This window comes from Paenibacillus sp. D9, from assembly GCF_001188365.1.
Lineage (GTDB): Bacteria > Bacillota > Bacilli > Paenibacillales > Paenibacillaceae > Paenibacillus_O > Paenibacillus_O humicus.
In genome coordinates, this window is the sequence record NZ_JZEJ01000001.1 from 2,951,262 (window position 1) to 2,965,603 (window position 14,342).

Below are 14,342 nucleotides of genomic sequence, written 5' to 3' on the forward strand. Positions count from 1 at the left end.
ATCGGACATACGATTCGCTATTTGGCTTATTAGACGGAAAAAGAGGATTTATCGGACATACGTTCCGCTATTTGACTCATTTAGACGAAAAAGAGGATTTATCGGACATACGTTCCGCTATTTCTCCATTCTTACTCCCATACCGATACGTTTTGCAGGAATAACGGATCCTATGTCCGATAGGACTTGAAATTCGTCTATTTTCCCTAAATAACGGATCCTATGTCCGCTAAAATAGAAAAGTTGTCGTTTTCAATTCCATTCTGCCTCATTCCAGCTACATGCCGAAAGAGTGTTGCAGGTTTCATGCCGCAGCAGCTCTAATTGCTTCCTTCCCGCGTTCTCTCCACTTTTCTTCTTCCGATTCCTGTTCCATCTCCTGCTCCATTTCCGTTCCCTGCTCCATTTCCGTTTCCTGCTCCTTTTCCGTTTCCTGCTCCGTTTCCGATTCCTGCTCCATTTCCGTTTCCTGCTCCATTTCCTGTTCCATCTCCTGCTCCATTTCCGATTCCTGCTCCGTTTCCGATTCCTGCTCCATTTCCGTTTCCTGCTCCATTTCCGTTTCCTGCTCCGTTTCCGCTGCCTTCACTTGCCTGCTGTGACGCTGCCTGCTTCATTTTTTGTTAAGCTCCTGATTCCTGCACGAATGGTACGCCCGGCGTTTTTCATACACATCTTTCGGGAGTTTCCTATTGCTGGCGCGATTTTTTCTGAAATGCCTGCCATACATGTTCCCCAAGCCTAGCCGGCATTTCTGCCGGGCAGCAGACAAACAAAATGAAAGACATGCCTTTCGGCATGTCTTTCAGGCAAATCTTTTATCTACCCGGCTGAATTCCCAACCGTCCCACACTTCTTGCCGGAGATCAAATCCGCTCGAACAACAGATACTCCAGCCGCAGAGATGCTCCCCGCGCCTTGACGACGATCCGGTGCGTGCCTTCCTCCAGCGCCGGCAGCTCAGCGTCCTGGACGGCCGCGTCCCAGCCTCCTCCCGGAGACAGCTCCGCAAGCGGATGCCCGTCCAGCTCGATCAACGCTTTGCCTGCCGGATCGAGCGTCACCGCCTGAAGCTTAAGGCGATACCGCGAAGCTTCCGCCTGGTCAGCCGAATGCGCCTCGTCCACCTCATCCCGCTCCGCAGCCCCGGACCCGCCGCGGACGGTAAAGTCATAGGCCGCCCATTCGCCATCCTTCAGCTCAAGGCAGAGCCCTCCCTCGGTATCCCAGCGATGCCAGCCCGGCTCCGTAGGAGGCAGCTTCGGCCGGCCGTCGAGATAGCGGATTTCCATGCCGTCTTCCTTGCGGTAGCCGCTCTCCCATTCCTTGGCGCCCGTGCTTCCAAAGCTGCGGCCCGCTCCGTCGTAGCCGTAATGGATGGCCGGGATGCGGACCGGCAGCCTGCGGAACAGGGCGTTCACGACCTCCGGATGATAGTCGCATGCCTCCAGCGGAAGGCCATCCAGATAAGCGTTCAGAATAACACGGGCCTCCGACACATCCGGCTTCTCTCCGCCGTCCAGATAGGCGCCGAGCTTCTCCCAGCCCTCCGGCTTGATTACCGAGCATGGGGAGTTGATCGTGTCCATCTTCTTCCACGTCCAGAAGTTCCAGCTGATGCCGTGGTCCTCGAACAGCCGGAACGCTCCCGCATACCAATCCAGATCGTTCTCGCCGCCCTCTCCCATGAAGATCGGCACGTTCCATTCCTCGCGGAAATCGAGGTACTTCCGGATGCTTTCCGTATCCGGGTTGTTCCAGTATTTGTGGAACTGATAGAGTACGTTGCCGTCCAGCTTCTCGGTGAAAATCGACCAGTCGGTCGACCAATGGACGCCCTCCAGGATGATCATATGGCGCTCGTCGACTTCGCGGATGGCGGCGATCATGTCCCGGTACAGCGGCTCTGCTTCTCCGTTGTACTGTCCGTGATACTCCGGCAGCGGCTCGTTCAACAGGTCGTAGCCCGCCACGATCCACTCGTCGCGGTAGCGCCCGGCCAGCATGCGCCACATGTCGATGGCCGCCTGCCGATGCTCCGGAGAGATGTAGAGCTCGGGCAGATCCTTCTCGGAATCGTCGATATTGGCTCCCGTCTGGCCGCCCGGCGCTCCGTGCATATCCAGAATGACGTACAGCTTCCATTTGCGGCACCAGCCGATGACGTCATCGAGCAGCTTCAGCGCTTCCTCATTGTAGCCTTGGGCATTCCGCTCCCCTTCCAGCAGCATCCTCGCATTGAAGGGAACCCTCACGGAATTGAACCCCTCCAGAGCCATCTGCCGGATATCGGCCTCCGCCGTGTAGCGGTCATGATACGTCCGCCAGAATGCCTGCGCATCCTCTTCCCCGATCAGGTCCGCCACCATCCGCTCGATGCGCCGCGGCCGGTCGCCTCCCTCAGGCAGCTTCCACATATACCCTTCCGGAAGCAGCCAGCTTCCAAGACCCGTTCCGCGCAGGATCAGATCCTCGCCCCGGCCATTGACCAGCCGCTTTCCTTCCGCTTTTACCCAGCCTTCCACTTCCTGCTGACGGCTCTCCATTTCCGGTTCCTCCCTGGAATAAAGTAATCGGTTACATATGAAATCAATCGGTTCCGTCTTTGTCCCGGCATCTTCAGGAGCGACGGCGAAATCATGCTTCTGCCGCCGCCAGGTCATATCCTAAAATAGACTGGTGCTATTTAAATCCATGCTTCACAAGCTTCAGCTGCCGCCAGGTCAGGAGCGTCCCGCTCCATGCGCCAGCTGGCGGCTCCGGTACTCCAGCGGCGTGATGCCCTCCACTTCCTTGAACACTCGCGTAAAATGCTTCACGTTGTCGAAGCCCGACATCGTGCTGATTTCGTACACCTTCCGATCGGAGGTGCCCAGCAGCTCCTTGGCCTTGGCCAGCCGGAGCCTGCGCAGGTACACCGAGAAGCTCTCCCCGGTGTATTCCTTGAATGCTTGGCTGAAATAGGTGTAGTTGAGCGAGATATGGTTGGACACTACGGCCATGTTCACATCGCTGGCGAAATGCTCATGCAAATATTCGACCGCCTTCTGCATATCCTTGCGCTCGCCATGGGCGCCCCGGACGCCGGCGACATATTCGTCGAGGCGCTCCAGCAGCTGCTCCACCAGACGGTAGTAGTCGTCGAAGCGGTCGAAGTTCTCGATATGGCCAGCGCGGCGGTACAGCCTCAGAATCTCGATGGACTCCTCGCCGTAATGGCGGAAGACGCTGTCGAACACCTCTTCGTTCAGGACGCGGCTGATCGCCTCCAAATACCCGATCTCGCAGCGGCTCACCGTCCGGATATCCAAAATCTGCTGCAGCAGCCGCTTCATCTCCTGCAGCTTGCCCGTCCCGAGAATGTTGGATAGTCTTCGGACGGCATCGACAGGAACCGGACAGCCGGAACTTCGGTCGCCAAGCCCGGCATAGGAGAGCAGCTCCGACTCCGGATACAGCAGGAAGTATTTCAATACCTGCCTGGCCTGGCTGTAGGAGCGGCGCAGCTGGGCGATTCCCGAAGCTCGGGAGCTGAGCGCCATCCGGGCCGCCAGCAGAGCGTTGCCGGACAGCTGCTCCGACAGCCGCCGCAGCAGCCCTTCAGCCGCTGCCGCGATCACCAGCAGACCTTCCCGGTCCCGGCATGCCGTCCAGCGTTCTTCTTCTCCGCCAAGCATTTTCACCGCCCTCACGATCAGGGAAAGCGCATCGGCCCCGGCAGAGTCGGGAATCTTCAGCAGCCCGACGGAGTAGCCCTCATCCAGCCAGCCGAGTCCGGCGCCAGTCAGCCTGCCGCGTATTTCCTCGACATCAATGCGGTCCTGGGACAACATATAGGCGAGCTGTCCGCCGGCCTCGTCTCCATTGCCGGCAGGAGATGAAGCCGCCGCTTCTTCCCGTCCCTTGCGGCGCTCGGCTTCTTCCTCCAGCCTCTCGAGCACGGCAAACAATTCCTCCCTGACGATCGGCTTCAGCAGATATTCCTTCGCTTGATATCGGATGGCTGCCCGGGCATACGGGAAATCATCATGGCCGCTCAGGATGATGACCGCAGGAATAGACGGCAGCTCCTGCATTCGCTCCAGCAGGCCGATACCGTCCATAACCGGCATCCGTATGTCCGTGATCATGATGTCGATCGATTCCCTGGCGAGCAGCTCCATGGCCTCACGGCCGTTCTCGGCAAACAAATACGAATACTTGCCCGCGAATTGCCGGTCGATCATGGCCTGCAGGCCGAGCCTGATGTTCTTCTCGTCGTCGACGATGAGCAGACTAAGCATCAGCGATGTTCTCCCCCCGTGTTAGAATCAGTTGCGGCAAGGTCATGACCACTTTTGTAAAGCTTCCTTCGATGCTCTCGATCCGGATGCCGTACTCGCGGCCGTAGCTCATGACAAGTCTATGGTCCACATTGCGCAGTCCGATGCCGCTCCCCTCCCGCCTGCCTCCTTGCTCGCGGCTCCTCAGCTCCTGATAGTCCGCTTCCTCCATCCGCAGCATGCCGGAGAGCATGCGCAGCTTCTCTTCGGGAATGCCGGCGCCGGAGTCGGTCACTTCAATGATGCATTCGTTCATCCGAATCGCGGCGGACACCGTAACCGTCAGACGGGAGGTGCCCGATTCGCCGTCCATCCCATGCTTGACGGCATTCTCCACGATCGGCTGGAGCGACATCTTGAGCACCTCCTGGTCCATGCATTCCGGGGGAATGTCCAGCTTCAGCTCGAGTCGGCCGTCATAGCGGACATTCATGATCGCCATGTAATTCTGGATATGCTGGATCTCGTCCCGCAAGCGCACATGCCCCTTGGTCCATTGAAGGCTGTAGCGCATCATGCCGCCGAGCGACGTCAGGGAATCGGATATCGTGTACTGCCCCTCGATCTCCGCCAGCATTTTGAGATTCTCCAGCGTGTTGTAGAGAAAATGCGAATCGATCTGGTTTTTGAGCGAGCGCAGCTCCGCCTCCTTGGATGCCGCCTGCCGGTTGACCTGATCGACGATCAGCTCATTGATCTTCTTGAGCAGCTGCCGGTAGTGATGGCCGAGCTCGCCGACCTCGTCGTTGCCCGTCACGGGCACATCCACGTGAAAGTCGCCGCGGCGCACCTTCTTCATGGAATCTCTCAGGACGCGCAGACGCTTCAGAATGATCGACTGCATGAAATAGGAAAGCAGGCTGAGGACGGCGACGAGCACGACGATCATGATGACGAGGTTGCCGCGGGTTCGCTGGATGTCGGCCAGAGTGTCCGTCCGGTTGACGAGATTGACGAGATGAATGTCCAGCATCGGGACATACGTGTGGATAGCCAGATAGGATTGGCCTCCCTCGGAAAAGGCGGAGATGGCATTGGCTTCCGAATTCGTCAGCTTCACATGCCTCAGCAGGCTCTCCGCCGTATTGCTCTCGTAGATCGGCGCTCCACGGTCGGTGTACACAATGCCGTTGCGCCCCACTACAAGCAGCCGCGAGGTCGGATCCTGAACGCTGCCGAACGTCTTGTTGAAGAAATTCTCCAGCTCCATGCTGACTTCCAGGATGCCGTTGTGGGTCGTGTCGTCGGGGTATTTGAATTCCCGGAGCAGGGACACGTACGGAATTTCCACAAAAGGACCGGCCGTCGAATTGGAAAGGACGGAACGGTCGTTCTGAAGCTCCCACCAGACCATGCCCTTCTGCTGCTTGACCGTATCGTACCAGTACTTATTCTTGATTCGGCTCTCGTTGAGGATGACCGGCCAAAATTCATGCACGTACGGATTGTTGTTGAACAGACGGATATTGGCGATGCGCGGGTTGTTGAACAGGAAGTTCTGGAACATGCTGAACGTCTTGGTCTTGAACTCCAGCAGCCAGGCGGTATCCAGGTCCTCCTGCGTCTGGAGGTAATCGACCATCTCCCGGTTGGACAACGCCATCTGGCCCGTCCATTCCATCAGCTCCATATTGTTGCGGATATTCGTCTTCTCGATATCCAGGATGCTCTCGTTCTTCTTGGTCAGCTCCCGGATCGAGTAGTCGGACACCCCGTGAAGCGTATACCAGGCGAACAGCACCACCGGCACGATGATGATGAGCACGAAAGAAGCGATCAGCTTCACCTGCAGGGGAAGACTTCCCGCATAATCCCGAACTGTTGCCGTCAACTGCCTGCCCGCTCTCGCCACGCCGCCTTCACATCCCGCCTCATGATGGTACAAGCCCGGACATCCGCCTCGGAAGGAAGCGGACGGCCAGGCTTGATGGATTGATCTCTATCGGCCAGAGCCGGATGGATTACTTGCTGAAGGATTCGAGCTTTTTCAGGTTGGACTCGAATGCGCTTTGACGGTAGGCATCGATCGCTTCCTGTTCGCTGCGGTCCTTCAAGTATTTATTGAAGATTTCGTCGAATTCGGCATCGGACTTCGCCAGCAGCATCTTCGGCAGAGCCTTGCCCCATGCACGGGCGTTCTTGCTTCCAGCTACGCCTTCCTTGCTGGTCGCGGCCGGATCCAGGTTGTCGTATTCAGCCATGCTGATCGACTTGCCCTTCGTCCAGTCTTCCATCTGCTTGGAAGGCTCGACGCTAGGAGGCGCCCACTGCAGGTTCATGTTCGTATCCATGAGCATCCAGTACGTATACGAAGCGCCGTATTTCTGGTCGAACGCCGTGCGGTCCTTGTTGAGCAGGTCCAGCACTTCCGGCTTGAACTGGTCTTTTCCGTCGATTGTATCATAGGTGACGCCTTTCTCACCAAGATACATATCTTTATTTCCTTCTTCGCTCATCAGGTAGCTGAGGAACGCGATGGCGCGTTTTTTGTCCTTGACGTTTTTGGAGATCAGCGTGACCGTCCAGCCGGAGATGCCAGGACCGGACAGCGTCGGCTGGTCGCCGGCAGCGTTCTTCGGTCCGTCTACGGCGATGTAGACCATGTTCGGATCTTTCTGGAACAGCTGCGTATTCTGCGCCGCGAAGTCGGAGCGCTGGTAGAGCATCGCGAAGTAGCGGCCTTGCGCGATCTTCTCTTCCATTTGCGGACGCTTGTCGATGAAGATGTCCTTCGCCAGCAGTCCGTCCTGGTTCGCTTGGCGGAATACTTTCAGCCATTTGAGGTATTCGGGATCCTGGCGGCGGTCGTACAGCTTGCCGTCCTTCACCTGAGGGATGGCCAGGAAGTTCTGCAGATAGCCTTCGAGCGAGTAGTTGCCCGTCTCCGTAAATTCATGCAGGCCGAGCGGGATGAGCGGCTGGCCGTTCACATCCGGGAATTTCTCCTTGGCCAATTTAAGCGCATTCAGGAATCCTTCCGGCGTGCTCATATCCGGCTTGCCCAGCGCCTCGTACATGTCCTTGCGGACGGCGAATGTCTGGTTGGAAGTGAAATTCTCCCCGTATTTCTCGTAGTCGGCCGGAGAGGACGATGCGTTCGGGTAGCCGTACACATTGCCGTCATCCTTCGTATACCAGCCCAGCTTGGCCGGGTCGGCAACCTTGAAGAAGTACGGATCGTATTCCTTGGCCAGCTCGTTGAGAGGCAGCACCAGCTTGCCCTCGATCATCTTGCGGACGCCTTCCTCGTACCAGCCGAGCGTGATGAAGTCAGGCAGCGAGCCGGAAGCCATCAGCGTATTCAGCTTCTCGTTCTCGTTGCCGGCCGGCACGATGAAGTTCAGCTTGACGCCGGTTTTCTTCGTGATGTACTCGGCCGTGGCGTCTCCGCCCCATTTCTTGTTGAACCAGCTGAAGTTCATGTACCAGTCGAACGTGATCGGAGAGGTGTCCTGCTTCCAGGCCGGCTCGTCGCTACCTGCCGGAGCCGGGGATGCCGAAGCTTCCGTGTTGGCCGCCGGTGCCGACGGTGCCGGCGATGCGGACCCGTCGGCTCCCTTGTTGCTGCCGGCATTATTGCCGCCGCCGGAGCAGGCCGCGACGGAGAAGGTCATGGCCAGCGCCAGAAGCGTTGTTGCCACCTTACGCGTTGTTCCCATTGAAAGTTGCCCCTTTTCTATGGTTGATGAGTGCCATCTATATTATCAATCCCGCTCGGCGCGGAACGGATAACCCCTTTGACGTCAGCCCTTGAGGGAACCGACCATGAAGCCTTTGACGAAGTACTTCTGCAGGAACGGATACACGCACACGATCGGAGCGGTCGTGACGACCATCGTCGCCAGCTTCAGCGACTGGCTCGTTACGGTCTGGGTAACTCCGCTCGGCATGGCCCCCAGCATCTGATTCGAGCTGGACTGGGCGACGACCCGGTACAGGAACGTCTGGATCGGCTGCAGGTCCATGTTGTTCATGTAGATCATTCCGGTAAAGTAGTCGTTCCACTGGTAAACCCCGTGGAACAGGGCGATGGTGACGACGACCGGCATCGAGACCGGAATGACCACTCTCAGGAAGATCGTGAAGTCGTTGGCTCCGTCGATCTTCGCCGCCTCCTCCAGCCCGGCCGGAATTTCCCGGAAGAAGCTGAGGAAGATGATGAGGTCGAAAAAGCTGAACGCCGCCGGAATGATGTAGACAAGGAAGTTGTCCAGCATGTGGAGGTCGCGGATAAGCAGGTAGTACGGAATCAGGCCGCCTCCGAAGAACATCGTGATCGTGCCGATAATCATGTACACATTGCGGCCGATGAGTTCCCTTCGGCTCACGGCATAGGCGACCATCGCCGTGAACAGGACATGGATGGGAACCCCGAGAAGCGTCTTGGCCACCGTGATGCCCATGGCGGTCATGATGCCCTGGCTGCGGAAGACGGCTCCGAAGCTGTCCAGGCTGAACTGCCGCGGCCACCAGTAGATGCCGCCGCGCATGGCGTCCGCTCCGTCGTTGAAGGCGTTGACCAGAACGTACCAGATGGGATACAGCGTCAGGAAGCAAATGACGAGCATCAGGAAACCGTTGACGATGCCGAAGGCCGTTTCGCCGGGGCTTTGCCTTTTGAGGGTAAACATGGTTGTTACGGACCTCCTTTTAGAACAGCGAGTTGTTGTTGAGCTTCTTGGTGACGAAGTTCGCCCCGACGAGCAGGATGAGAGCGATGACGGACTTGATCAGGTTGACCGCCGTCGAGTAGGAGAAGCGGTTGTCGATCAGGCCGGTCTGATACACGTAATAGTCGATTACCGTACTGGCATCGGCGTTGAGCTGGTTGCGGAGCACGAGAATCTGGTCGAAGTTGGAGTTGAGGACGTTGCCGACCGCCAGGATGAACAGGATCGTGATCGTGCCCATGATGGACGGCAGCGTGATGTTGCGCATCTTCTGGAAGCGCCCCGCCCCGTCGATCGTGGCCGCCTCGTACAGCTCGGGAGACACGCTGCTGATGGCCGCAAGATAGATGATTGCCGACCAGCCGAGCTCCTTCCATATATCCGAGACGATGATGATGGACCAGAAATACTTCGGTTCGGCCAGATAAGTAATAGGGGAATCGATTACATGAAGCGACAGCAGAATTTTGTTGATGATGCCGACATCCGACAGCCAGGTGGCGAGGATGCCGCCCAGGATGACCCAGCTCAGAAAGTGCGGCAGGTAGGTGATCGTCTGCGTCCATTTCTTGAAGATGACGGACCGGACTTCGTTCAGCAGCAGCGCGAAAATAATCGGGAGCGGAAATCCGACGATCAGCTTGATCAAGCTGATGCCGAGCGTATTCTTGATGACGGTCAGCAGCATGTCGTCGTTCAGGAATTCCTTGAAGTTGTCGAGGCCGACCCAGGGCGCCATCGACATCGGGAAAATGATGTCGTATTCCTTGAATGCGATGATGATGCCGTACATCGGAATGTAGTTGAAAACGATCATCCAGGCGACGCCGAGCAGCGCCATGATCTGCAAATACCTTTGGCTGTACAGCTTTCTCAGCCATTTCTGCCCATTTCCCATGCCTGCGGCTGTCCGAACGGCCGCCGCCTTCACCTGCGCGTCTGACTTCATTGCCTTGCACCTCCGTTGACTGTCCTCATTGTAAGCGCTTGACGCAGGGCATGAACAGGTGCCGGATTCTAGGTAAGGTTACTATTTTTCAGGTGGGAGCCAGCCGAAAATCGGATTCCGCTCCTCCTTCGCCTGTTCGGCTGGCGCGATCCCTCTTTCCTTCCTTCATAAAAAAGACATGATTTCGCAACATCTTGCCCATTGTGCATGTTTGCCCTGTGGGCAATACTATAACTAGGCGTTTATTGTAAATCGGGACGTCCCTGGGAAAGAGAGGTGCGCGCTTAAGAAGCAGAGCTATGAACAAACTTACCCTGCGTGAACTGAAAAAAGAAGCTACCGCCCACGCGCTGGCCGAAGCGGCTTTCGAGCTTGCTCTGGAGCATGGACTGGACGGCTTTGTCGTCGACGACATCGCGCGGCGCGCCGGCTACTCCAGAAGAACGTTCGCCAATTATTACACCTGCAAGGAGGAAGCGGTCGTCATGGCGGCCTTCGCCTTCAAGGAGAAGCAGGAGCCGATGGATCTGCTGAAGACGCTGCCGGAAGGCTCTCATCCGCTGGACGTCCTGTACCGGCTCATGACGATGCGGCTGACGGCAACGCTGATTCGGAGATTGCGCACGCTCGTGGCGCTGTCCAAGCGCTCGCCTTCCCTGGAGCCTTATATCCTCAGCCTTCTTCGCCGCTTGCAGCTGGAGGCGCAGACGACCTTGAACGATATTTCCCGCGGGAGATATCCCGAGGGCTACTCCCATCTCCTCGCCGGAGCCTTGTACGGAGCCGTGCTTCCTCTCATCGACGGGAGCCTCGACGTTCTCCTGCCGGACGAGCCGGAGACCGGCGCGACGGATGCGGTGTCGTTCGAGCATTATCTGGACACGGCCTTCGGTTACTTGCGGGGCGGCTTCTAGTCCGCTTCCTTCGTCCCGCTCAGCCTCAAGCCTTATCCGCTTTATTCCTCACCAATAATCAACCATTCCGCGTCCTTCATCTTGTTCAACCAAAAGGAGAGATCTGCTGCTTATGTCCACATTTCTTTATCGGGCGGGAAAATCCGCCTACGACAAGCCATGGCGGTTCATCCTGAGCTGGGTCGCGATTCTCGGCGTCGTCCTCGCTCTGCTCGGAATCAACGGCATCCACGTCACCTCCGAGATGAAAATTGAAGGCACGGAATCGCAGAAGGTGCTTGATCAGCTGCAAAAAGAGCTGCCGGAAGCTTCCGGCGGACAAGCCAGCGTCGTATTCACCGCTCCAAAAGGCGAACGCCTGGATACGGCGGAGCGTTCGGCCCTGATCCAAAAAGCCGTCAACGACGTCTATCACCTCGACTATGTCATCAATCCCGCCGAGCTGGCTGCGCAAGCGGCGGCCGCCGCCTCGGCGCAAGGCCAGGCCGGAGGCTCTCCAAAGGCTGGCGCAGCCGGCTCCGCGGGCACGACGGACGCTGCGGGCGGACAAAGCCAGGCAGGAGATGCCGCCGCTTCCGGAGCGGCAGCCGGCGGGCAGACTCAAGGCGCTGCGCCGGCCTATGGCCCCATGATGGTCGACGGCGCGCCTCTGCCCGGAGTCATGCTGTCCGCCGACGGCAGCGTAGCGATGCTCCAGTTCCAGTTCACCGTGCAGCAGACCTCGCTGCCCAAATCGGTGACGGACAGCGTCATCGCAGCCATCGACACCGTGGAGCAGAACGGCTCCGGCATCACCGCGCTGCCCAGCGACTCGCTGACGGGCAAGCCCGCCATCGGCTCCACGGAAGCTGTCGGCGTAGCGGTTGCCGCCGTCGTCCTGCTGATAACGCTCGGCTCGGTCGTCGCCGCCGGACTGCCGCTGCTGTCCGCCCTGCTCGGGGTAGGAATCAGCGTCGGCGCGGCGTTCGCCTTCTCCAAATTCATTCCGATGACCGACATTACGCCGGTGCTGGCGCTCATGGTCGGTCTGGCCGTCGGCATCGACTATTCGCTGTTCATCGTCAACCGCCAGCGGCGGATGATGCTCGATCAGGGCCTCAGCGCGCGCGAAGCGGCGAGCCGCTCCGTCGGCACGGCCGGCAGCGCGGTCTTCTTCGCCGGCTTGACCGTCATCATCGCCTTGTGCGGCATGCTTGTCATCGGGATCGCCTTCCTGTCCGCGATGGCGCTGGTCGCCGCTGTAACCGTCTTTGTCAACGTCCTGATCTCCTTGACGCTTCTGCCGGCGCTGCTGGGCCTGATCGGCGAACGGATCGTCTCGGCCAAGGCGCGCGCCAAAAATGCCGCTTCGTCGAAAAAGAGCCACGGCTTCGCCTATCGCTGGGCCAGAGGGGTCGTCAAGGCTCGTTGGCTCGTCGTGATCGGGGTCGTGGCCGTGCTCGGCGCCGCCGCAATTCCAGTCGCCAAGATGGAGATGGGCATACCGTCCGGCGCGACCGCCAATCTGGATACCGCGGTCAGGCAGAGCTACGACGCCATCTCCGACGGCTTCGGCGAAGGCTACAACGGCCCGCTGCTCCTCGTCGCGGAGCCTGACTCGGAGTCCGGCGCCATCACGGCGGAGGGCCTCTACAAGCTGGTTCAAGGGCTTCAAGGCCAGGAGGGCGTCGCTCTCGTCTCTCCGATGGGCATCAACAAGACCGGCGACATCGGCATCATCAGCGTCATCCCGACCACGGGACCGACCGACGCCGCAACCCGGACTCTCGTCCAGGAGCTCCGCGCTCCCGACTCCGCCGTTGCCAAGGAGAACCATGTCACGATCGGCGTCACCGGCTTCACGGCCATCAACATCGACATGTCCTCCAAGCTGGCCGATGTATTCCCGACCTACATTCTCATTATCGTGATTCTTTCGGTGATCATCCTTCTGCTCGTGTTCCGTTCGATCATCGTTCCGATCAAAGCTACCGTCGGCTTCCTGCTCAGCGTGCTCGCCACGTTCGGCATCACCACGGCCGTCTACCAATGGGGCTGGCTCCATTCGATGTTCGGCTTCGACACCGGCGGTCCGCTGCTCAGCTTCATGCCGATCATGGTGACCGGCATCCTGTACGGCCTGGCGATGGACTATCAGGTGTTCCTCGTCAGCTCCATGCGGGAATCCTACGTCCACGGCCACAAAGGAACGGACAGCGTCATCCACGGCTATGAGCAGTCCAGCCGCGTCGTCGTGGCGGCCGCCGTCATCATGGTGTCCGTATTCGCCGGCTTCATCTTCGCTCCGGATATCATGATCAAGCAGATCGGCTTTGCGCTCGCGGCAGGCATCCTCATCGACGCCTTCATCATCCGCATGACGCTCGTGCCCGCCGTCATGGCCATCTTCGGAGATTCCGCCTGGCGGCTTCCGAAGCGGCTGGACCGCATGCTGCCGAACCTCGACGTCGAGGGCGACAAGCTGATCGCCCAGCTCAACGCCAAGGAGCAGGCTGCCCAAGCGAATCCTGTTCAAGGCCGCGAACGCAATTAAGGCCGCTGAAAAGACAAAAGCACCTTCTGTACAAGGACAAAGGCCAACACTCTGTGTTGGCCTTTGAACCTTTAGGGGGTGCATTTTTAATGGGCTAAAAAGATCACGGCGCGAAACGAAACCGCTCGGTCTAGGAGCGCAAAAAAAGCCTCCCGGCCGGGAGGCTTCAAAGGACAGGGCCGGTTCGCGCCGGCTGCCGGATCAGGCAGGCGCATTACTTGCGGCTGCCGTGCAGGTATTTTTCGGTCAGTACGGCCAGCAGCTCGATGCCGACCTCGTTGTGGCCGCCTTCGGGAATGATGATGTCGGCGTACTTTTTGGACGGCTCGATGAACGCTTCATGCATCGGCTTGACCGTATTGAGGTACTGGTCGTGGATGGAGTGGATCGTGCGGCCCCGCTCCTCGATGTCGCGCAGCACGCGGCGCAGGATGCGGACGTCAGGATCGGTGTCGACGAAAACCTTGATGTCCAGCAGCTCGCGCAGATTCTCGTCGGAGAGGACATGCAGCCCCTCGATGATGACGATATTGCTCGGCTTGAGCTCCACCGATTTCTCGATGGAACGGGCATGGACCGTAAATTCATATACCGGCGCATGGGCGACAAGCCCCTGCTTCAGCGTTTTGAGATTCTCGATGAGCAGCTCGTTGTCGAATGCGAAGGGATGATCGTAGTTGATCTTCTCCCGCTCGCTCATGCTGAGCTCCGAGTGATCCTTATAGTAGTTGTCTTGCGATACGAATGTCACTTTGCCCGGTCCCATCCGGTCGATGACGGAGCGGGCGACGGTCGTCTTGCCCGAGCCGGTGCCGCCGGCGATTCCTATGATAAGCATAAAGCCTTGTTACCCCCCAAATTACATGCAATTCCTGTAGTTTAGCACAGCCGGGGGATTTTTTCACCCGTTGGAAATCATGTTTTGGCGCCTCGGAGCGGCAAGTTCCGGGTTCG

General features: G+C 58.4%; 10 protein-coding genes. 2 read left to right on the forward strand and 8 right to left on the reverse strand.

The features are described from left to right. Window positions 1–304: 304 nt before the first annotated feature. The 7 genes from VE23_RS13490 to VE23_RS13520 form a co-directional block, all read right to left on the reverse strand. Window positions 305–556, reverse strand: a complete 252-nt coding sequence (locus VE23_RS13490; RefSeq protein WP_157053958.1) for a hypothetical protein — start codon at window positions 554–556, stop codon at window positions 305–307. A gap of 310 nt (window positions 557–866) precedes the next feature. Continuing rightward, a complete protein-coding gene (locus VE23_RS13495; RefSeq protein WP_049868261.1) occupies window positions 867–2,546 on the reverse strand; it encodes a cellulase family glycosylhydrolase in 1,680 nt (559 codons plus the stop codon). A 177-nt stretch (window positions 2,547–2,723) separates the two neighbouring features. Further along, window positions 2,724–4,283, reverse strand: a complete 1,560-nt coding sequence (locus VE23_RS13500; RefSeq protein WP_049868262.1) for a response regulator — start codon at window positions 4,281–4,283, stop codon at window positions 2,724–2,726. Beyond that, the gene (locus VE23_RS13505; protein ID WP_232316931.1) at window positions 4,276–6,207 is read right to left on the reverse strand and encodes a sensor histidine kinase; all 1,932 of its coding nucleotides are present in this window, start codon (window positions 6,205–6,207) and stop codon (window positions 4,276–4,278) included. The genes VE23_RS13500 and VE23_RS13505 overlap by 8 nt, the downstream gene beginning before the upstream one ends. A gap of 76 nt (window positions 6,208–6,283) precedes the next feature. Further along, window positions 6,284–7,981 (reverse strand): extracellular solute-binding protein, encoded by a 1,698-nt coding sequence (locus VE23_RS13510; RefSeq protein ID WP_048744789.1) that lies wholly within the window; start codon window positions 7,979–7,981, stop codon window positions 6,284–6,286. 84 nt (window positions 7,982–8,065) lie between these two features. Further along, window positions 8,066–8,953, reverse strand: a complete 888-nt coding sequence (locus VE23_RS13515) for a carbohydrate ABC transporter permease (protein WP_048744790.1) — start codon at window positions 8,951–8,953, stop codon at window positions 8,066–8,068. A gap of 19 nt (window positions 8,954–8,972) precedes the next feature. After that, window positions 8,973–9,890 carry an ABC transporter permease gene (locus tag VE23_RS13520; RefSeq protein WP_048744802.1) on the reverse strand — a complete coding sequence of 306 codons (918 nt, stop codon included), beginning with the start codon at window positions 9,888–9,890 and terminating at the stop codon, window positions 8,973–8,975. A 350-nt stretch (window positions 9,891–10,240) separates the two neighbouring features. Between VE23_RS13520 and VE23_RS13525 the strand changes: the two genes are divergently transcribed. Together VE23_RS13525 and VE23_RS13530 are read left to right on the forward strand one after the other, a co-directional pair. Further along, window positions 10,241–10,855 (forward strand): TetR/AcrR family transcriptional regulator, encoded by a 615-nt coding sequence (locus tag VE23_RS13525; protein WP_048744791.1) that lies wholly within the window; start codon window positions 10,241–10,243, stop codon window positions 10,853–10,855. Between the two features lie 112 nt (window positions 10,856–10,967). After that, window positions 10,968–13,388 carry an MMPL family transporter gene (locus tag VE23_RS13530; protein ID WP_049868263.1) on the forward strand — a complete coding sequence of 807 codons (2,421 nt, stop codon included), beginning with the start codon at window positions 10,968–10,970 and terminating at the stop codon, window positions 13,386–13,388. Window positions 13,389–13,602: 214 nt separating this feature from the next. Here VE23_RS13530 and udk read toward each other — a convergent pair whose 3' ends face one another. After that, complete coding sequence (gene udk / locus VE23_RS13535; protein WP_049868264.1) at window positions 13,603–14,226, reverse strand: uridine kinase; 624 nt, start codon at window positions 14,224–14,226, stop codon at window positions 13,603–13,605. Window positions 14,227–14,342: the final 116 nt, after the last annotated feature.